Source organism: Streptomyces sp. NPDC001156 (assembly GCF_053598275.1).
On sequence record NZ_JBSFJX010000032.1, the window covers coordinates 14,701 to 33,979 of the forward strand.

The window sequence follows — 19,279 nt, forward strand, 5'->3', positions numbered from 1 at the left end:
CTGCGGCCTGTGCCGCCCGTTTCGCGTCCCCTGTATATGCAGTACTGCAGTACGTCGGAAAGCAAACCGCTTTTGCTGGAAAAACACAAACCCTCTGGGAGAGGTCAGTGGACGACCCTGAGAGCGGAAAGATACGCGTTTCGGACATAGGGAACCCGGGCAAGGTCGTCCGGCTGAAGCACGGCTGAATAGTCGCGGGCGATCACTTGGCGATCACAGATGCAGAAGCATCCGGCTGTTGCCCAAGGTGTTCGGTTTCACTCGTTCGAGACCGAGGAACTCCGCCACACCCTCGTCATAGGAACGCATCAGCTCCGCGTAGACATCCCTGTCCACCGGTGTCTCCCCGATCTCCACGAAGCCGTGCTTCCCGAAGAAGTCCACTTCGAAGGTCAGACAGAAAACACGGCGAACCCCGAGCCAACGGGCGGTCTGCAGCAACTTCTCCAGCAACTGATGCCCGACACCGAGCCCCCTGGCCCCGGGGTTCACCGCCAGAGTGCGCACTTCCGCCAGGTCTTCCCACATGACGTGCAGGGCGCCGCAGCCCACGACCTCGCTGCTGTCGTCGCGTTCCGCCACCCAGAACTCCTGGATGTCCTCGTAAAGCGTCACCGTCGCTTTGTCGAGCAGGATGCCGCGCCGGACGTAGGCGTCGAGCAGTCGGCGCACCGCGGGGACATCGCTCGTCCTGGCCCGTCGGACAGTGATGGCTTTCGTGGTGGCTTCGGTGCTCTCTGCCGGCATGGGCGGACGCTATCGCCCGGTGTCGTCCTCAGCAGCGGCGGGGTTGTTCTCGTCAGGCATCTCCGCGGGGTTCCCGGCGGGGTTCTCGCCGCCGCTCCCCTCGGCACCACCCGGACGTGCGCTCGATTCGGGGGATTCGGCATCCTCGGCGCCCGGCGTTTCCGTACTCGACGACCCCCGGCTCTCCGGGCCCTGCACGATGCGTACGGCGTCGTTCAGGGCCTGCCGCTGTTCGTCGCTCATCATGCCGAAGAAGGCGACCAGTGCGGCGGCCGCGTTGTCGCTCTGCGACCAGGCGTCGTTCATCAGGGCCGCCGCGTAGGCGGCACGGGTGGAGACCGCCTCATATCGATAGGCACGGCCTTCCGCCTCTCGGCGGACCCAGCCCTTCTGATGGAGATTGTCCAAAACGGTCATCACGGTGGTGTACGCGATGGACCGTTCCTGTTGAAGGTCTTCCAGGACTTCTCGAACGGTCACCGGGCGGTTCCACTTCCACACCCGCGTCATGACCGCGTCTTCGAGTTCTCCCAATGGGCGAGGCACGTTCAGCACAATAGTGGGAGAAGTCGTCCATGGCCTACCGGACGTGCGCTTACACGGCGAACCGCAACAAAAAGGGCGTACGACTCGAAAGATCTACGAGTCGTACGCCCGGGTGGGCTGGAGACACCTGGAACGCGGCGGCCCGCCGATGCGCCGGCCGGGTCAGACCTCGGCGTCCCGAGCGCCCTTGTGGGCATGCTCGGCATGGGCCAGGGCCGCGTCGACGGCCGCGTCCTCCTTGGCCTTGTTGGCGCCGCCCTGGGTCTTCACGATCACCCTGATGAGTCCGATGAAGAACACGGCCATGACGACCGGGGGTACGAGCGCGGAGACGTAGTCCATGCGACCAGAGTAGCCAGGGCCTGTCCGATCGGTCCCGGTCGGGTCGGCGTTACCGGATTGCGGCAGGTGGGGCGGGCACGGGCGCGGCGCCTCGCTGCGGGTCAGCCGACGGCGAGCTCCCGCTGCGCGTGCGGCGGCCCGGGTTTGCGCTTCGGCGGGAAGACCTCGCCGGGGGTGGGGATGGGGCGAGACGGGCGCGGGGTCCCGGGCTCGGGACGCGGACCGGGTTTCTCCGGCTTCTCGGCGGGCTTGTCGCCGGGTTTGCGGGCCGGTTTCGCGGCCGGCTCCTCTCCGCTCGCGCGGCCGCCCGGAAGGGCCGTGAGCCGGGCACGGGAGGCGGGGATGACCGCCTTGCGGGGCGTCGGGTGGGCGCGTACGTCGAGTTCGGCCACGGCTCGGCAGCGGTCCAGGAGGGCGGCGGCAGCCGGTGTGCCGCGCAGGGCGGCGAGGGCGGCGAGGTCGTCGGGGGCCGGGCGGTGGCCGGCGCGGAGGGCGTCGTCCAGGAGGGCGAGGTAGCCGACGGCGGCGCCAGGGAGGGCGGCACGGTAGCGCGCGAGGTCCGCCACCAGAAAGGTCCTCAGGCGGGCACCCTCCCGCACCGCCTCGTCGACGGACGCGGCGAGGCGGAGGCAGTCCTGGACGTCCTCTGCGGAAGCGGTGCGGGGTTGGAGGGCGAGGGCGAGGGCGCGGCGGAGCACGTACAGCTCCTCCGTGCCGAACGCCAGGCCGCCGCGGGATCCGTATGGCGTGGGCATGCGGGGACGCTACCGCTAATCGGACAAAGCCGACCTACCAGGCTGTCGTGTCGCTTCCGGTTTCCCTCAGGTGGGGGCGAGGTGCGTCCGTTCGCCGTCGGCGGTGCCGGCCGCACGCGACTGCGCGTCGTGTGCGGCCGGCGGCGGAACCGTGCGATGCCACGGCCCCGCGCCCCTGCCGGGCGCGGGGCGCTCACATACGGGAGACGTTCCGTTCGTACACCAACCGCAGACCGATCAGGGTCAGCCACGGCTCGTGTTCGTCGATCACCGAGGCCTCGCCCAGGACCATCGGGGCCAGGCCGCCGGTCGCGATGACCGTGACGTCGTCCGGGTCCTCCGCCAGCTCGCGGGCCATCCGGTTCACCACGCCGTCCACCTGTCCGGCGAACCCGTAGACGATGCCCGCCTGCATCGCCTCGACCGTGTTCTTGCCGATCACCGCGCGCGGCCGGGCCAGTTCGATCTTGCGGAGCTGGGCGCCGCGGACGCCGAGGGCCTCGACGGAGATCTCGATACCGGGGGCGATGACGCCGCCCGTGTACTCGCCGCGCGCCGAGACCGCGTCGAACGTGGTCGCCGTACCGAAGTCCACGACGATTGCCGGACCGCCGTAGAGCTCGACCGCCGCCGCCGCGTTGATGATGCGGTCGGCGCCGACCTCCTTCGGGTTGTCCATCAGGATCGGGACGCCCGTCTTGATGCCGGGTTCCACCAGGACCGCGGGGACATCGCCGTAGTAGCGGCGGGTGACCTCGCGCAGTTCGTGCAGCACGGACGGGACGGTCGAGCAGATCGCGATGCCGTCGATGCCGTCGCCCAGTTCCTCGCCGAGCAGCGGGTGCATGCCCATCAGGCCCTGGAGGAGCACCGCCAGTTCGTCCGCCGTGCGGCGCGCGTCCGTGGAGATGCGCCAGTGCTCGACGATGTCCTCGCCGTCGAACAGGCCCAGGACCGTATGCGTGTTGCCTACGTCGATGGTCAGCAGCATGGCCCTACCTACTCCGCCGCTCGCAGGTCCAGGCCGATGTCCAGGATCGGGGACGAGTGCGTCAGCGCCCCCACCGCCAGGAAGTCGACGCCCGTGTCCGCGTAGGCCCGCGCGTTCTCGAGGGTCAGACGGCCCGACGCCTCCAGCAGCGCGCGGCCGGCGACGATGGCCACCGCCTCCTCGCACTCGCCCGGCGTGAAGTTGTCCAGGAGGATCAGGTCGGCACCCGCGTCCACGACCTCGCGCAGCTGGTGCAGGGTGTCGACCTCGACCTCGATCGCCACGTCGGGGAACATCTCGCGGACCGCCTTGAAAGCCTGCGAGACACCGCCTGCCGCCACCACGTGGTTGTCCTTGACCAGCGCCGCGTCCGACAGGGACATCCGGTGGTTGACGCCGCCGCCGCAGCGGACGGCGAACTTCTCCAGGGACCGCAGGCCCGGTGTCGTCTTGCGGGTGTCCCGCACCCGCGTCCCGGTGCCTTCCAGGGCGTCCGCCCACGCGCGCGTGGCGGTCGCGATGCCCGACAGACGGCACAGCACGTTCAGCGCGCTGCGCTCGGCGGTCAGCAGGTCACGGGTGCGGGTGGTGACGGTCAGGAGCGTCTGACCGGCCTCCACCCGGTCCCCGTCCTCCACGTGCCGCTCGACCTCGAACTCGTCCGAGCAGACCACCGAGATGACCGCCTCGGCGACCCTGAGGCCGGCCGCCACACCGGCCTGGCGCGCGGTGAAGTCGCCCGTCGCGACGGCGTCCTCGGGGATCGTCGCGACCGTCGTGACGTCCACGCCGTGGGCCAGGTCCTCCTGGATGGCGACGTTGGCGATGTCCTCGACCTCCACCGGGTCGAGTCCGGCGTCGGTCAGGAGCTGGGCGAGCGCGGGGTCGAGCCCGCACTCCAGGTATTCCTCGTCGGCGTCCGCTCCGCAGCCGCAGCCGTCGCCGCAGCTGTCGCTCGGGACGAGGGGAAGGTCGGGGGTGCTCACTTCTGTCACTGCTCCTGGGGACGGTGCTGCCGGGTAGGGGGGAGGTCTGCGGTGTCGGTGGTGCGGACGGCCAGCGTCCGGTCCGGATTGAGCCGTACGACAATATGGCGGCGCCAGGCGGTGTCGTCGCGGTCCGCGTGGTCCTCGCGCCAGTGGCAGCCGCGGGTCTCCGCGCGCAGGAGGGCGGCCGCGACCAGTACCCGGGCCACGCACAGGAGGTTGGTGGCCTCCCAGGTGTCGACGCCGGGCTCCGAGGTCTTGCCGTTCTCGTCCAGAGCGTCCCGGGCGTCGGAGTGCAGCCGCTGGAGGCGGTCGGCGGCCGCCCGGAGCGACTGCTCGGACCTCAGCACCCCAGCGCCGTCCGTCATGATCCGCTGGATCGCGAAGCGGTCCTCCGGGGCCAGCAGCGGGTGCGCCGGCCGGTCGGGATACGGCACGGGCTCGGGCACGCGCGCGTGCAGGCCCTCCTCGGCCCGTTCCCGCGCGATGTCGGCCGCGATGCGCTCGGCGTAGACGAGGCCCTCCAGGAGGGAGTTGGAGGCGAGCCGGTTCGCGCCGTGGACGCCCGTGCAGGCGACCTCGCCACAGGCGTACAGGCCCGGCACGGTCGTCCTGCCCCGGGCGTCGGTGCGCACCCCGCCGGAGGCGTAGTGGGCCGCCGGGGCGACCGGGATGGGCTCGGTGACCGGGTCGATGCCGTGGGCGCGGCAGGCGGCGAGGATCGTCGGGAAGCGGTGCTCCCACATCTCGGCACCGAAGTGGCGGGCGTTGAGGAACATGTGCTCGGCGCCCTGCTCCTGCATGCGGCGCATGATGCCCTTGGCGACGATGTCCCGGGGTGCCAGTTCGGCCAGCTCGTGCTGGCCGACCATGAAGCGCACGCCGTCCGCGTCCACTAGGTGGGCGCCCTCCCCACGGACCGCTTCGGAGACCAGCGGCTGCTGGCCCTCCGCGTCCGGCCCGAGAAAGAGCACGGTCGGGTGGAACTGCACGAACTCCAGATCGCTGACCTCGGCGCCGGCGCGCAGGGCGAGGGCCACTCCGTCGCCCGTGGACACCGACGGGTTGGTGGTAGCGGAGAAGACCTGGCCCATGCCTCCGGTGGCGAGGACCACGGCGGGCGCGTGCACGGCGCCCACGCCGTCGTGCTGGCCCTCGCCCATGACGTGCAGGCTCACGCCCGCGGTACGCCCCTCGGCGTCCGTCAGCAGGTCCAGGACCAGCGCGTTCTCGATCGTGCGCAGCCCACGCGCGCGTACCGCCTCGACAAGCGCCCGGGAGATCTCGGCGCCGGTCGCGTCGCCGCCGGCGTGTGCGATACGGCGGCGGTGGTGGCCGCCCTCGCGGGTGAGCTGGATGCCGCCCTCGTCGTCGGTGTCGAAGTGGGCGCCGGTGGACATGAGCCGGCGTACGGCGTCGGGGCCCTCGGTGACCAGGATGCGCACCGCCTCCTCGTCGCACAGCCCCGCACCCGCGACCAGCGTGTCGTCCAGGTGCTGCTCGGGGGTGTCGCCCTCGCCCAGCGCCGCCGCGATACCGCCCTGTGCCCAGCGGGTGGAACCGTCGTCGAGACGTGCCTTGGTGACGACGACCGTCCTCAGGCCCGCCGCCTCGCAGCGCAGGGCCGCGGTGAGGCCGGCGACGCCGGAACCGACGACCACCACGTCCGCGGAGATGGACCAGCCCGGTGCGGGCGCGTGCAGTCGTATGCCTGTGCTGGTCACGAGGCGGCTCCGTGAGGGTCGACGGGCTCGGGGGCTCCGAAGGAGAGGGGGATGTTGTCGATCAGCCGGGTCGTCCCGACCCGGGCGGCCACGGCGAGGACCGCGTCACCGGTGAAGTCGTCGGGGATCTCGGTGAAGTCGGACGGATCGACCAGGGCCAGGTAGTCCAGGACCAGCGGCGGGTCCAGCTGCGCCGCCTCGTCGAGGACGAGACGGGCGGCCGCGCGGACGGCGGCCGGACCGCCGGGTGCGGCCTTGGCGACGGCGTGCGCGTCGGCTGCGGCGCGCGACTCGCCTATCGCGCTGAGGGCCTCGGCACGCGCGCGCGTGGCGGGCACCTCACGGGCACGCGCGCGCAGGGCCTCCTGGGCGGCGTGCCGGTCACGGCCCGCGAACAGGGCGCGGGACAGGGCGAGCGCGGTGTACCGCTCGGCGGGCGAGAGGTAGCGGTTGCGGCTGGAGAGGGCCAGACCGTCGGGCTCGCGCACGGTGGGCACGCCGACGATGTCCACACCGAAGTTCAGGTCGCGCACCATCCGGCGGATGAGAGCGAGCTGCTGGGCGTCCTTCTGCCCGAACAGGGCCACGTCGGGGCGGGTGAGGTGCAGCAGCTTGGCGACGACGGTGAGCATGCCGTCGAAGTGGCCGGGGCGGGAGGCCCCTTCGAGGCGCTCGCCCATGGATCCCGCGGACATCCGGACCTGGGGCTCGCCGCCGGGGTAGACCTCGTCGACGGAGGGGGCGAACACGGCGTCCGCCCCGGCCTGTTCCGCGACCTTGAGGTCGGCGTCCAGGGTGCGCGGATAGCGCTCGAGGTCCTCCCCCTTGCCGAACTGCAGCGGGTTGACGAAGACGGTGACGATCACGAAGCCCTTGCCGCCGACGTGCCTCCGGGCCGCCCGGATCAGGCTGGCGTGGCCCTCGTGCAGGGCGCCCATGGTCATCACGACGGCGGTGCGGCCCGGCACCGCGTAGTGGTCCTGGACGTACCGCAGGTCGTCCACCGTGGGGACGAGTTCGAAGGGGCGTCGGCTCATCGGTCTTCCCCGTTCGCAGGGTTCTCGGGGTCCTCGGGGTTCTCCGGCGTCCCGGACTCCTCCGGGCTCCCGGGCAGATGGGTGCCGTTGGCGAGTACCCCGAGGAGGTCCTCCGCGAGCTCGGGCTTGAGCAGTCCATGGGCAAGCGCCCGGTCGGCGGTCGCGCGGGCCATCGCCAGATAGCCGGCCACGGCCTGGGGGGCGTGCTCGCGCAGCTCGGCGATGTGCGCGGCGACCGTGCCCGCGTCGCCGCGCGCGACGGGGCCGGTCAGGGCCGCGTCGCCGGAGCGCAGGGCGTTGTCCAGCGCGGCGCCGAGCAGCGGGCCGAGCATCCGGTCGGGGGCCTCGACGCCCGCCGCGCGCAGCAGCTCCATGGACTCGGCGACCAGGGTGACCAGGTGGTTCGCGCCAAGCGCGAGGGCCGCGTGGTAGAGCGGGCGCCGCTCCTCGGCGATCCACTCGGGCTCGCCGCCCATCTCGATCACGAGCGCCTCGGCGGCCAGCCGCAGCTCCTCGGGCGCGGTGACGCCGAAGGAGCACCCGGCCAGGCGCTGGACGTCGACCGGGGTGCCGGTGAAGGTCATCGCGGGGTGCAGGGCGAGCGGCAGCGCCCCGGCGCGCAGGGCGGGGTCGAGCACCTTGGCCCCGTACCGCCCGGAGGTGTGCACCAGCAGCTGCCCCGGGCGTACGGCCCCGGTCTCGGCCAGGCCCTCCACCAGGCCCGGCAGGACGTCGTCGGGGACGGTCAGCAGGACCAGGTCGGCACGGTCCAGGACTTCGGCGGGCGGGACGACCGGCACGTCCGGGAGCATCAGCGCCGCCCGTCGTCTGGAGGTGTCGGAGACCCCGGAGACGGCGACCGGCCGGTGCCCGGCCAGCTGCAGCGACGCGGCGAGCGCGGGCCCCACCCGGCCCGCTCCGACCACGCCCACGGTGAGCCGCGCGGGGCGGTCCTTGGGGTCTGGCTGCTGGAATGTACTCACTCGACGGTGGCCTTCCCGTTCCAGTCCGCGCTGGGTACCGGACGATTTCTCGTCATGTTAACGCGATTGGGGTTCGGGGCGGTTTGGGGAGGGCCGGATCGCCCTTCAGCGTGCGGTCGTGAGGGCCCGGATCGTCGGGGTCCGGTAGAGGTCGCGCAGCGGCAGTGACGGCAGCCCACGGGCGCGCAGGGCGGCGCTGACACGCACGGCGAACAGGGAGTTGCCGCCGAGTTCGAAGAAGTCGTCGTCGAGGCCCACGGGAGTGCCGAGGACCGCCTCCCAAATCTCCCGGAGGGACTCGGCGAGACCGGTGTCACCCCCGGCGTCGGGTCTGTCGCCGGAAGGTCCGGGTCCGGGCGGCACGGACGCCGTCGAGCGGACCGGGGCGGGCAGCCGCGCCGGGTCCAGCTTGCCGTTGGTCGTCAGCGGGAGGAGGTCGAGGGCCGTGACCGTGGCCGGGACCATGTGCTCGGGCAGGATGCGGGCGGCGCGCTTGCGGATGCCCTGCGGATCGTCGGCCGGGGCGCCGTCGGCCGGTACGACATAGGCGTCGAGTCGGGCCGTGGCCGGGTCGGCGGGGTCGTCGCGGCGCACCACGACGGCCGCGGCGGCGACGTCCGGGTCCTCCAGGAGGACCGCGCGGATCTCGTCGAGTTCGATGCGGAAGCCGCGGATCTTGACCTGGCTGTCGATCCGGCCGAGGTGCTCCAGCCGTCCGTCGGGGCGCAGCCGGCCCAGGTCTCCGCTGCGGTACATGCGGGCCGAGGGATCGGGGGCGTACGGGTCGGGCAGGAAGCGCTGCGCGGTCAGATCGGGCCGGTCGAGGTACCCGGCGGCGACGCCCGCGCCGCCCACGCAGATCTCGCCGGTGACGCCCGGGGGCACGAGGCGGCCCTGCTCGTCGGTGACGTACAGATGCCAGCCCGGCAGGGCGGGGCCCACGGAGCGGGACCCGGCGAGGGCGAGTTCGCGGGTCACGGTCTGGGCGGTGACGTGCACGGTCGTCTCGGTGATGCCGAACATGTTGACCATGCGGCAGGTGTTCTCGGGATGCCGGTCGAACCAGGGGAGCAGCATGCGGCTGTCCAGCGGCTCGCCGCCGAACACCACGAGCCGGACCGGCAGCCGGGTGTGGTCGACCTGGAGGAGCTGGGAGAACGCGGACGGGGTCTGGCTGAGCACGGTGACGCGCCGGGCGAGGAGCAGGTCGCGGAAGTCGTTCGGGTCGCGGGTGACGAAGTACGGGACGACGACGAGCCGTCCGCCGGTCAGGAGGCAGCCCCAGATCTCCCACACCGAGAAGTCGAAGGCTGCCGAGTGGAACAGCGTCCAGGTGTCGTCGGCGCCGAGCCGGTACTCGTCCCGGGTGGAGTCGATCAGGGAGACGACGTTGCGGTGCGGCACGATCACGCCCTTGGGGCGGCCAGTGGAACCGGAGGTGTAGATGACGTATGCCGGGTCGTCGGGACCCGCGCCGGGAAGCTCGCCTCCCTCGGCGGGGGCGGCGTCGGCGAGTTCGTCGGGGGTCAGCAGCGCGACCCCGCCGTCGCACGGGAACCCGCCGAGGCGGGTCACCACGACGCGCGGCCCGGCGTCCGAGACGGTGTGGGCCAGACGCTCGGTGGGGTAGGCCGGGTCGGTCGGCACATAGGCGGCCCCCGCCCTGACGACGGCGAGCAGGGTGACGACGAGTTCCGCGGTCCGCTCCAGGCAGACGCCCACGCGGTCGCCGCGGCGCACTCCGCGGGCCCGCAGCCCGGCGGCCATACGGGCGGAGCGTTCGTCCAACTCCCGGTAGCTGAGCTCCACTTCGCCGTCGCAGACGGCCACGGCATCAGGCGTGGCGGCCGCCACCCTCGCGAACACCCCGGCCAGGGTGTCCGGTTCGGACACAAGGGCGGTGGCGGGCCGCCCGAGCCGGGCCACGCGGTCCCGCTCGTCGGCGTCGAGCGGATCCACGTCCGCGACGGCCGTCCCCGGTGCGAGCACCGACTGCCGGTACACCTCGCCGAAGTGCCGGGTGAACCCCTCGGCGACCGCCGGCGAGACATGGCTGTGCCAGAAGAAGCAGGACAGCCGGGTGCCACCGTCGGGAAGGGCCGAGAAGGCGAACGTGAGGGGGAAGGGCGGGGCGAGGCAGGGCAGCCGTTCCCGCAGCCCGGCGCCGCTGACGCCCGGCACGGGGCCACCACCGGACGGAACACCGGGGACCCTGCCGTTCGGGTCCGGCACCGCCCCCCGGGCCTGTGTCGCGGGTGCCCCGGCTTCGTGCGGCGGGGCCGGGTCGGGCTCGGCCTCCTCGAGGACGCCCGCGAGGACGGCCCGTGTCACCCGCGCCGGTTCCGCGGTGCCCAGCTCTCGCAGCGTGGTCGACGGGGGCACCGCGTACTCCAGCGCTCCCGCCGCCCCGGAGATCGCGACCGTGGCCGAGCCCGTCGAGCCGTGGCCGTGGTAGCGGGCGAGAGTCAGGGCCAGTGCGGGCAGGCGGAGGAACGGGGGTGTGGTGGCGTACGGGACCGGCAGGTCGAGGTGGTGCGTGCCGTGGGCCGTGGCGGACGGATCGCCCCCACCCCAGTCCGGGGCGTCGGCCATGGGCGTCGGCTCGGCGCGGGATGTGGCCGGTCGCGGGCAGGGCGACGGCGGGCGCTCCCCCGTCAGCACCTCCGCCAGGTGACGCAGACCGGCCCCGTCCAGTCGGTCCCGGTGTGCCACGACGACCAGATCCGCCGTGCCGTCGGCATAGCGCAGCAGGACGCACCGCACGCCCCGGGTCACCGGACGGTGCAGTTCGGCCTCGCGGCGGCGTACGGCGAGCGGCTGGGCCGGTGCGGCCGGCACGTCGTCCGCCCACAGCCGCCAAGGGCCCGCGACGGCCAGCCGCTCCTCCAGCCGCTGTACGCCGAGCCCGGTCACCGAGACGCGGACCGCGTGGCACTGTGCACCTGGCACGGGGTGTCCTCCCTGTCGTGTTCCTTACCTGTCCGACTTCCGGCTTCCGTGTGCCGCCGCACGGCTCAGCGGGCCGTGAACCCGCCGTCCACCGTCAGGGTCGTCCCCGTCACCTGCCGGGCGTCGTCCGACAGCAGGTAGACCACGGCCGCCGCCACGTCCTCCGGCTCGATCAGCGCGTTCATCGGCTGCGCCGCGACGAACGTCTCCTCGTGCTCGCTCACCGGCACCTCCAGGGCCCGCGCGATCTCGGCGAGCATCCGGCCCTCGGCGGTCGGGTCGTCGCGGACCGAGCCGGGACAGACGGCGTTGACCCGCACCTTCCTGGGCGCGTAGTCGAGCGCCGCCGCCTTGGTGAGCCCGATCAGGCCGTGCTTGGCGGCGACGTATCCGGCGAAGTGCCGATATCCCACCAGGCCCGCCGTGGAGGCGATGTTGACGATGCTGCCGGCCCGGCGGGCGCTCATCGCCTTGCCGACCGTACGGATCATCCGCCACGCCCCGGAGAGGTCGACGTCGATCATCAGCGCCCACTCGTCCTCGCCGATCTCGTGCGCGGGCCGGCCCGAGGGCGCCGCGATCCCCGCGTTGTTGACCACACCGTCGAGCGGGCCGAACCGGTCCTCGGCAAGCGCGACCGCCTCCTCGACGGACGCCAGGTCGCGCACGTCGCAGCGGACCGTGAGCACCCCGGCACCGGCCTTGCGGCACAGCGCCGCGGTGTGCTCCAGCTGGCCGGCGGTGCCCAGCGGATACGGCACTGCCGACAGGTCGTCGCAGAGGTCGAGCAGCGCGACGTCGGCGCCCTCGGCCGCGCACGCCACCGCCGTGGCGCGCCCCAGGCCGCGGGACGCCCCGGTGACGACGACGGTCTTCCCCCTCAAGCGCATGACTCGCTCCCCCCGCGGCTCGGTGTCCGGCTCACCTGGCGTCGAGGTCGGCGGAGACGACGTCGAGCAGTTCCCCCGCGGACTCGGTCAGGTACATATGGCCGCCGGGCAGTTCGACGGAGCGGAAGCCGGCGCCCGCGACCTTCGCCCAGGCCGCCGCCTCGTCGCGGCTGACGAGTTCGTCGTGGCTGCCGCGCAGCACGGTGAGCGGTGCGGGCAGCGGCAGGTCGGCAGCGGGCGTGTAGTTCTCGTGCATCTCCACGTCGGCGCGCAGCGTCGGCAGGATCAGCTCGCGCATCTCCGGGTCGTCGAGCGCCTCGTGCGTGTAGCCGGCGAACTCGTGGACGCGGGCGAGGAACGCGTCGTCGGGCAGGCCCGTGGCGCGCCGGGTCCGCTGTTCGGCCGGGTGCGGGGAGCCGCTGACGAAGAGGCGGGCGAGTTCGGTGCCGCCCGGCTCGGCGGCCAGACGGTGGGCGAGCTCGTAGGCGAGGACGGCCCCCAGGCTGTGGCCGAACAGGGCGAATCTGCGCGGCAGTCCGGGGTCGGCGGCGAGCGCGGCGCGCAGGTCGCCGAGCAGGCCCTCGGTCGCCGTGCGGGCGTCGGTGTACGGCTCCTCGTCGATACGGCGCTCGCGGCCGGGAAGCTGGAGCGGCAGGATCGCCAGACGCTCGCCCGCGACGCGCTGCCACGGGCGGAAGAAGGAGGCGCCCGCGCCGGCGAAGGGCAGGCAGACAAGGGTCGTGGCGGTGGTGCTCGTCGTCATCTCAGTGCGCCTCTCCCGTGCCGTCGGTTCTCGTCATCTCAGTGCGCTTGTTCCGCGTCGGCGGCGAGCCGGGCCGTGTACCGCACCGGCAGCCTCTTCAGGCCCCGGCTGGTGGAGTTGTCGAAGACCCACTCCAACCGGTCGTGCGAGACGGCGAGTTCGAGCCCGGACAGCCGGCGCAGCAGTGCCGGAAAGGCGACCGAGCCCTCGACGCGGGAGAGCGGGGCGCCGACGCAGAAATGCGCGCCATGGCCGAAGGCGAAGTGGCGGTTGGCGGTGCGGGTGATGTCGAGGCGGTCGGGATCCTCGAAGGCCTGCGGGTCGCGGTTGGCCGAGTCCATGAGGATGTGGACGAAGCCCTCGCGCGGTATGGGGCAGCCGCCCAGTTCCATGTCCTCGGTGGCCACGCGCAGGGTGCCGCGGTAGACGGGCGGCTCGAAGCGCAGGAACTCCTCGACCGCCGACTCCGCCAGCTCGGGCTCCGACCGCAGGAGTTCCAGCTGGTCCGGGAACCGGAACAGGGCCTGCATGCCGTTGCCGATGAGGTTCGCGGTGGTCTTGTGACCGGCGATGATCAGCAGGACGAGGGTCGAGACGAGTTCGTCGTTGGTGAAGACGTCCTCCTCGTCGGCGGCCCGCAGCAGGATGGAGACCAGGTCGTCGCCGAGCCCTTCGGCGCGGCGCCGGTCGAGCAGCCCGATGAGGTACTGCTCGATGCTGTCGCTGGCCACCTTCAGCTTGCGGTTCGACTCCTCGTCCGCGAAGGGCGCACCGCTCAGCCAGTAGCCCCAGGCGTGCAGGTCGGGGCGGTCCTCGATGGGTACGCCGAGGAACTCGCAGATGACCCGCATCGGCAGGGTGAAGGCGAACTCCATCAGGTCGACCTCGCCCGACTCGGGCAGCGCGTCGATGAGTTCGTCGGTGATCTCCTGGATGCGGGGGCGGAGCAGGGTCATCCGGCGCGGTACGAAGGCCCGGCTGACCAGGCGGCGCAGCCGGGTGTGCTCGGGCGCGTCCGCAGTGATCATGTTGCGGATCAGGACCGGGCTGCTGTCCTTGAGGAGGTCGCGGAACCAGGCGGGCGCGTTGTCGACGGACTTGGACAGCCGCGGGTCGGAGAACCCCTTGAGCGCGGTCTCGTAGTCGGCGACCACGTAGGCGTCCCCGCCCGGGGGGTAGTTGATGGGGTGCACGGGGCAACCGGTCGCCCGTAGCCCGGCGTTGGCGGCGTGGGTGGCACCGGGCGCCGGGTCGGGGTCGGTGAAGAACTCCGGCGGCAACCGGTCGCCGCCGCCCGTCGCGACGGCCAGGGCCGTGACGGCGGGGTCGGCGTCGTGTGCCGGGGCACCCCGGCCGTCGGGCTGCGCCGGAACGGCGGCCCGGGCGGTCGCGGGGGCGGAGGTAGGCCGTGAGGTGTCGGCGGGCATCACGTCTCCTTGGAGGTCGGGTCCCCGGACGGGTCCGCCGTGGTGACGGCGTACGCCTCCGGCGGGGCGAGCTTGCGGATGCGAGGGCTGAGCGTGGGCAGGGCGGCGAGGCCCGAGACGATGCCCATGGCCGTGAACACCCAGGTGGGTCCGGCCAGATCGAAGATGGTGCCGACGCCGAACACACCGAGCGGGGCGGCGACCATCGACATGAACATCACGGCACCGAGCACCCGGCCCTGCGTCTTGTCCGGCGCCATGGCCGCCAGATAGGCGAGGAACAGGGCGCTGGTGATCGGCCCGCGCAGGAAGACGCAGGCGACGATGATGCCGAGCGGGACGAGGCCGGAGACGGTGGCGAGCAGCACGGCGGCGACCGGCCCGATCCAGGCGGCGCACAGGAACACCACCGGCGGCGGCACACGCTTGATGATCGGGCTCGCGAAGAGCGAACCGACCACGCCGCCGATGCCGGCGATCGACAGGAGCAGGCCGGTGAAGGTGGCCGAGGCGCCCCGGCTCTCGGCGGTGGCGATCAGCGCCAGGAAGACACCGGTGTGGGTGAACGCCATGTTCGAGCCCATGATCCAGATGATCAGCAGCCGCAGTACGGGCTGCCGGGCCAGGAAGCGGAAGCCCTCGGCGGCGTTGCGCTTCTCCCCGGGCGCCGCGTTCTCCACCTTCAGCGGCTTGCGGATGAACAGCAACAGCACGGACGAGACAAGGAACGAGACGGCCGCGGTCAGGAACGGGAAGGCCCGCGCGACGGCGAACAGCGAACCGCCCGCGGGAGGTCCGCCCATGGTGGCCGCGAAGTATCGGACCTGGTTCTGGGCGGTGGCCTGCGTCAGCTGCGAGGGCGGCACCAACTGCTTGATGACGGCGAGGCCGGTCGGGTTGGAGATGCCGAGGCAGGCCGCCGAGCCGATGGCGACGCCGAAGATGACGGCGGGGTGGGTGTGCCCGGTGGAGACGAGCAGCGCCAGCAGGCCGAGGAGGACGACGCGCACCATGTTGCAGGCGATGAGCAGCAGTCGCCGGTCGAGCCGGTCGGCGAGGGTGCCGCCCGGGATCGACATCAGACTGGCGGTGACCAGCTGCGCGGACCCGACGGCGCCCGCGTAGAGCGCGGAGCCGTTCGTGGCGAGGATCAGCAGCGGGTACGCGACCTCTGCGGTCTCCTTGGCCAGCGCGGCGAACGCCTCACTGGTCCACAGTGCCTGGAAGTCGGCGTTGCGCAGCAGGGGTTTGGGCTCCCGCGGCTGCTCCTGGGCCTGCGCCGGGAGCGCCGTCGCAGGGACGCTGTCGGTGATCGCGTCATCCGCCGGAGCCGCACCCGGTCCCTGCTCCAGATCGATGTCGGCCGGTTTGTCAGCCATGGTCACTCCATTCCTTGCCGGGCTTCGCTGACGTCGTCCCTGGGATGCCGCGCTTCCCCCGCGTCCAGCACGGCGAGGAGCCTGCGCGCCAGCGGACCCGCGTGCGGCGGGACGAGCATCGACCAGTGGTCGCCGGGCACCGGCTCGATGCGCAGCCCGCCCCAGTACAGGCCGGCCAGGCGATCGCGCAGCCGGTCCGTGCCGTCCGGCCCGCCGGCCCGCGCCGGTTCACCGCAGGCCTTGAACAGCACCGCGCGGCAGGGCAGCGGCCGCGGCCGATAGCGCAGCAGCCCTGCTTGGCGGGCCGCGAACCGCCGGCGCTGGGCCGGGTCCCGGCGCAGCCGCCGGGCGAGCGGGCCGACGCCGAAGGCCGCCTCGGCCTGGGCGCGCAGGCCCGCGCGGAGGAACTCCGGGGCGAAGCCCACGGGCAGGCCGCCGGTGTCGGGCACGAACCCGTCCAGGCACACGAGCAGGTCGACGTGCTCGCCGCGCCGGATCAGCAGCCGGGCCAGCTCATGGGCGACGACGGCACCGTAGGACCAGCCCCCGATCGTGTACGGGCCTTCGGGCTGCGCCCGCAGCAGGGCCGCGAGGTGTGCCGCGGCGACGGCACCGACCGTGCGCGGTGTGCCCCTCGGGTCGTCGGTGTCCTCCAGCCCGAACACCGGTCTGCCGCCGGCGGCCGCCAGCTCGTCGGCGAGGTCCCGGTAGGGCAGCGCGTTGCCGACGGCGTCGCTGACGAGGAACAGCGGCCGCTGCCCCGGTCGTCCCTCGGCGAGGACGGCCACGCCGGGAACCAGGGCCGGGCCGCCGCCGGACGCGGTCGCCGGCCCCCCGCCCGATGCCGGCAGCCGGCTCGTGACGGCCGCCACCAGGTCACCGAAGGCGGGGTGCCGTGAGAAGTCGGTGACGGACAGCGCGCACCCGGTGTGCTCCCTGACCGCAGACATGAGGGTGACGGCCATGAGGGACTCGCCGCCCAGGGCGAAGAAGTCGTCGTCGTCGCGCGCGCCGCTCACCCCGAGGGTGCGGCACCACAGCTTCTCGAGCACGGCCCGGACGCCGTCCGGCCCGGGGACGGACCGGGGCGCGACCGGCGCCGGTGCGGGCGGGCGCGGCTCCCGTTCGCCGCGCGGGTCCTCGCCCATGAACCGGTAGCCGGGCAGCGAGACGCGTACCGCCCCGGGTCCGGCGGGTTCCAGTACGTCGTCGATCGCGCGGTCGGCGCCCAGCTCCCACAGGGTGCAGAGCGCCGACAGCAGGGCGTCGTCGGCGGGTTCCCCGGGGCGCCCGGTCAGCCGCACGGCGGTGAACGCGGTGTCCCAGCCGGGGCTGCGGCGCAGTCCGCCGAGCATCGAACTGCCCGGGCCGAGTTCGACGTACGTCGTGCAGCCCGAGGCGAGCAGCGTCTCCATGGCCCGGGCCAGCAGCACGGGGCTGCGCAACTGGGTGGCCCAGTAGTCGGGGCGGGCCACCTGCGCCGGATCGGCCCAGTCGCCGGTGGCGTTGGAGACGAGTGGCAGCCGGGGCGTGCGGGCGGGCACCGACGACAGGGACGCACGTACCGCCTCGGCTGCCGGTTCCATGGCCTTCGAGTGGAAGGCTCGCCGGGTGTGCACCGGTGTGACGGGCAGGCCCGCGAGCGTGTCGGCCGCGAGCAGGTCGGCGACGGCGGCCTCGGGCCCGGACAGGACGACGGAGCCCGCGCCCTCGACCGCGACGGTGACCTCGCCGTCCACGGGGAGCCTGGCGGCGATCTCGCCGGCGTCGGCGGTGACGCTCACCATGCGGCCGGGTTCGGTGTCCCACATGGCGCGGGCCCGGCGGCACACCAGGCCGGCCGCGTCCTGCGGCGACCAGACCCCGGCGAGGGCGGCGGCCGTGTATTCGCCGACGCTGTTGCCGAGCAGGGCGGCGGGCCGTACGCCCCACTGCTGGAGCTGGCTGCCGAAGGCGTATCCGAGGACGAACAGGGCGAGTTGCTGGTGCACGGTGTCGGCGAACCACTCCTGCGGCGTGTCGTCCCCCTCCGCGACGACGGGCGTCAGGTCGATGCCGTGAGCGTCGAGCACGGTCTTGCGTATCGCGTCGAACGCCGTCCGGAATCCGGGGAGCAGGCGATGGGCCGCCGCGCCCGCGGCGTGCCGCAGGGTGCCCTGGCCCGGGAGGACGAACGCGACCTTGCCGATCCTGCGCGGCTTGGCGGTGGCGTCCCGGGCGCCCTCCCGCTCGGCGACGCCGCGCAGCAGCCGGGCCGCCTGCCGGGTGTCGCGCGCCACGACGGCTGCCCGGTGCCGGTACGCGCGCCGCCCGGCGAGGGTGCGGGAGACCTCGGCGACGGACGGCGCGGCCGGATCCGGCACGAGCCGGTCGGCGAGCGCCCCGGCCATCCGGCCGAGGGCGTGAGGCACGGCCGCGGACACCAGCAGCGGCCGTGGCCCGCCCCGGTCCGGGAGCGGGGCGCGGCGGGGCGCGGACCGAAGGACCACATGGGCGTTGGTGCCGCCCACGCCGAAGGAGCTGACGGCTGCGACCCGGGCCCCGTCGTCCCGGCGGGGCGTCCACGGCTCGCACCGCTCGACGATCCGGAACGGCGAACTGTCCAGTTCCAGCAGCGGGTTGGGCCTGGCGAAGTGCGCGGTGGGCACGAGCCGGCCGTGCTCCAGCATCAGCGCGGTCTTGATCAGCCCGGCGACTCCGGAGGCCACACCGGTGTGACCGATGTTCCCCTTCACGGCGCCGAGCGCGCACCGCTCGCGGCCCGCCGCAATCCCGAAGACATCGGCGAGGGCCTGCACCTCCACCGGGTCGCCGAGCCGGGTCGCGGTGCCGTGCGCCTCGACGTAGTCGATGTCCGCCGGGTCCACTCCCGCGATGCGCTGCGCGGCGCGGATCACCTCGCTCTGCCCGGTCAGGGACGGCGCGGTGTACGCCATTTTGTCGGAGCCGTCGTTGTTGACGGCGGTACCGGTGATCACCGCGGCGATCCGGTCGCCGTCGCGCACCGCGTCCACGAGCCGCTTCAGCACCACCACGGCGACACCCTCGCTGGGCACCGTACCCGCCGCCTCCTCGTCGAAGGGCCGGCAGCGGCCGTCGGGCGAGAGGATGCCGTCCGGCTCGTACAGATAGCCCCACTCCCCGTCGGGCATGACGGTGACGCCTCCGGCGAGGGCCGCGTCGCACTCGCCGCCGACGAGGGCGCGTGCGGCGAGGTGGGTGGCGGTCAGTGAGGTGGAGCAGGCCGTCTGGACGGTGAGCGCGGGGCCGCGCAGCCCGAGCTTGTAGGCGGCGCGGGTGGCGAGGAAGTCCTTCTCCCGCCCGATGTAGCGGGCGAGTTCACCCAGGTCGGGGTCGGTGTGCTCGCCCACCCGGTCGGCACCCGCGTACACCCCGATCCGGCCTTTGAAGCGGGTCGGGTCAAGGCCCGCGTCGTCGAAGGCGGTGACCGCGCACTCCAGGAACACGCGCTGCTGCGGGTCCGTCGCCGCCGCCTCGGCCCGGCTGTAGGAGAAGTACGCCCGGTCGAACCGGCGGGAGCCTGCGATGACACCCATGGCGGGGACGAAGTTGTCCCGGCGGACGTAGGAGGGGTCGGCGCCCCGGGCGATCAGCCGTTCGGGGTCGAAGCGGGTGATGCCGTCCGCGCCGGCCATCAGGGCCGCCCAGTACTCGTCCAGGTTGTCGGCCCCGGGCAGCCGGCAGGCCATGCCCACGACCGCCACGGCGCCGTCCCCGTACTCGCCTGCGCTCGGCACGG

Annotated in this window: 15 protein-coding genes; all 15 read right to left on the bottom strand. The window is 73.3% G+C overall.

The genetic code is table 11. The features are described 5' to 3' along the window. Nucleotides 1-213: 213 nt before the first annotated feature. The 15 genes from ACWDA7_RS17985 to ACWDA7_RS18055 all read right to left on the bottom strand — a co-directional run bounded on the left by ACWDA7_RS17985 (nucleotide 214) and on the right by ACWDA7_RS18055 (nucleotide 19,277). Entirely contained in the window at nucleotides 214-747 is a 534-nt protein-coding gene (locus tag ACWDA7_RS17985) for an amino-acid N-acetyltransferase (RefSeq protein ID WP_359394810.1), read from the bottom strand. 9 nt (nucleotides 748-756) lie between these two features. Continuing rightward, a complete protein-coding gene (locus tag ACWDA7_RS17990; protein WP_450605284.1) occupies nucleotides 757-1,257 on the bottom strand; it encodes a BlaI/MecI/CopY family transcriptional regulator in 501 nt (166 codons plus the stop codon). A 198-nt stretch (nucleotides 1,258-1,455) separates the two neighbouring features. Beyond that, nucleotides 1,456-1,635: a hypothetical protein gene (locus ACWDA7_RS17995; RefSeq protein WP_359394805.1), complete on the bottom strand. Its 180-nt coding sequence runs from the start codon at nucleotides 1,633-1,635 to the stop codon at nucleotides 1,456-1,458. A 101-nt stretch (nucleotides 1,636-1,736) separates the two neighbouring features. Then, entirely contained in the window at nucleotides 1,737-2,390 is a 654-nt protein-coding gene (locus tag ACWDA7_RS18000) for a hypothetical protein (RefSeq protein ID WP_450605248.1), read from the bottom strand. Between the two features lie 193 nt (nucleotides 2,391-2,583). Continuing rightward, the gene (locus ACWDA7_RS18005) at nucleotides 2,584-3,381 is read right to left on the bottom strand and encodes a type III pantothenate kinase (protein ID WP_359394800.1); all 798 of its coding nucleotides are present in this window, start codon (nucleotides 3,379-3,381) and stop codon (nucleotides 2,584-2,586) included. Between the two features lie 8 nt (nucleotides 3,382-3,389). Then, nucleotides 3,390-4,367 carry a carboxylating nicotinate-nucleotide diphosphorylase gene (nadC, locus tag ACWDA7_RS18010; RefSeq protein ID WP_450605249.1) on the bottom strand — a complete coding sequence of 326 codons (978 nt, stop codon included), beginning with the start codon at nucleotides 4,365-4,367 and terminating at the stop codon, nucleotides 3,390-3,392. Between the two features lie 5 nt (nucleotides 4,368-4,372). Then, complete coding sequence (locus ACWDA7_RS18015; RefSeq protein WP_450605250.1) at nucleotides 4,373-6,091, bottom strand: L-aspartate oxidase; 1,719 nt, start codon at nucleotides 6,089-6,091, stop codon at nucleotides 4,373-4,375. After that, nucleotides 6,088-7,128 (bottom strand): pantoate--beta-alanine ligase, encoded by a 1,041-nt coding sequence (gene panC / locus ACWDA7_RS18020; protein WP_450605251.1) that lies wholly within the window; start codon nucleotides 7,126-7,128, stop codon nucleotides 6,088-6,090. The genes ACWDA7_RS18015 and panC overlap by 4 nt, the downstream gene beginning before the upstream one ends. Then, entirely contained in the window at nucleotides 7,125-8,111 is a 987-nt protein-coding gene (locus ACWDA7_RS18025; RefSeq protein WP_450605252.1) for a Rossmann-like and DUF2520 domain-containing protein, read from the bottom strand. Before ACWDA7_RS18025 ends, panC begins: the two co-directional genes overlap by 4 nt. Nucleotides 8,112-8,216: 105 nt before the next feature. Next, the gene (locus ACWDA7_RS18030) at nucleotides 8,217-11,060 is read right to left on the bottom strand and encodes an amino acid adenylation domain-containing protein (RefSeq protein WP_450605253.1); all 2,844 of its coding nucleotides are present in this window, start codon (nucleotides 11,058-11,060) and stop codon (nucleotides 8,217-8,219) included. Nucleotides 11,061-11,125: 65 nt separating this feature from the next. After that, nucleotides 11,126-11,950 carry an SDR family oxidoreductase gene (locus ACWDA7_RS18035; protein WP_450605254.1) on the bottom strand — a complete coding sequence of 275 codons (825 nt, stop codon included), beginning with the start codon at nucleotides 11,948-11,950 and terminating at the stop codon, nucleotides 11,126-11,128. Between the two features lie 31 nt (nucleotides 11,951-11,981). Beyond that, nucleotides 11,982-12,713, bottom strand: a complete 732-nt coding sequence (locus tag ACWDA7_RS18040) for a thioesterase II family protein (RefSeq protein ID WP_450605255.1) — start codon at nucleotides 12,711-12,713, stop codon at nucleotides 11,982-11,984. 38 nt (nucleotides 12,714-12,751) lie between these two features. Then, nucleotides 12,752-14,140 (bottom strand): cytochrome P450, encoded by a 1,389-nt coding sequence (locus ACWDA7_RS18045; RefSeq protein WP_450605256.1) that lies wholly within the window; start codon nucleotides 14,138-14,140, stop codon nucleotides 12,752-12,754. Further along, nucleotides 14,140-15,519, bottom strand: a complete 1,380-nt coding sequence (locus ACWDA7_RS18050) for an MFS transporter (RefSeq protein WP_450605257.1) — start codon at nucleotides 15,517-15,519, stop codon at nucleotides 14,140-14,142. The genes ACWDA7_RS18045 and ACWDA7_RS18050 overlap by 1 nt, the downstream gene beginning before the upstream one ends. 2 nt (nucleotides 15,520-15,521) lie before the next feature. Next, a complete protein-coding gene (locus ACWDA7_RS18055; protein WP_450605258.1) occupies nucleotides 15,522-19,277 on the bottom strand; it encodes a type I polyketide synthase in 3,756 nt (1,251 codons plus the stop codon). Between the last annotated feature and the right edge of the window lie 2 nt (nucleotides 19,278-19,279).

What these genes read in the sequence shown, in the direction of transcription:
- ACWDA7_RS18000 (WP_450605248.1), bottom strand. Translation starts at nt 2,390, where the DNA reads ATGCCCACGCCATACGGATCCCGCGGCGGCCTGGCGTTCGGCACGGAG.
- ACWDA7_RS18050 (WP_450605257.1), bottom strand. Translation starts at nt 15,519, where the DNA reads ATGGCTGACAAACCGGCCGACATCGATCTGGAGCAGGGACCGGGTGCG.
- ACWDA7_RS18045 (WP_450605256.1), bottom strand. Translation starts at nt 14,140, where the DNA reads ATGCCCGCCGACACCTCACGGCCTACCTCCGCCCCCGCGACCGCCCGG.
- ACWDA7_RS17995 (WP_359394805.1), bottom strand. Translation starts at nt 1,635, where the DNA reads ATGGACTACGTCTCCGCGCTCGTACCCCCGGTCGTCATGGCCGTGTTC.
- ACWDA7_RS18035 (WP_450605254.1), bottom strand. Translation starts at nt 11,950, where the DNA reads ATGCGCTTGAGGGGGAAGACCGTCGTCGTCACCGGGGCGTCCCGCGGC.
- ACWDA7_RS17990 (WP_450605284.1), bottom strand. Translation starts at nt 1,257, where the DNA reads ATGACGCGGGTGTGGAAGTGGAACCGCCCGGTGACCGTTCGAGAAGTC.
- ACWDA7_RS18005 (WP_359394800.1), bottom strand. Translation starts at nt 3,381, where the DNA reads ATGCTGCTGACCATCGACGTAGGCAACACGCATACGGTCCTGGGCCTG.
- panC (WP_450605251.1), bottom strand. Translation starts at nt 7,128, where the DNA reads ATGAGCCGACGCCCCTTCGAACTCGTCCCCACGGTGGACGACCTGCGG.
- ACWDA7_RS17985 (WP_359394810.1), bottom strand. Translation starts at nt 747, where the DNA reads ATGCCGGCAGAGAGCACCGAAGCCACCACGAAAGCCATCACTGTCCGA.
- ACWDA7_RS18040 (WP_450605255.1), bottom strand. Translation starts at nt 12,713, where the DNA reads ATGACGACGAGCACCACCGCCACGACCCTTGTCTGCCTGCCCTTCGCC.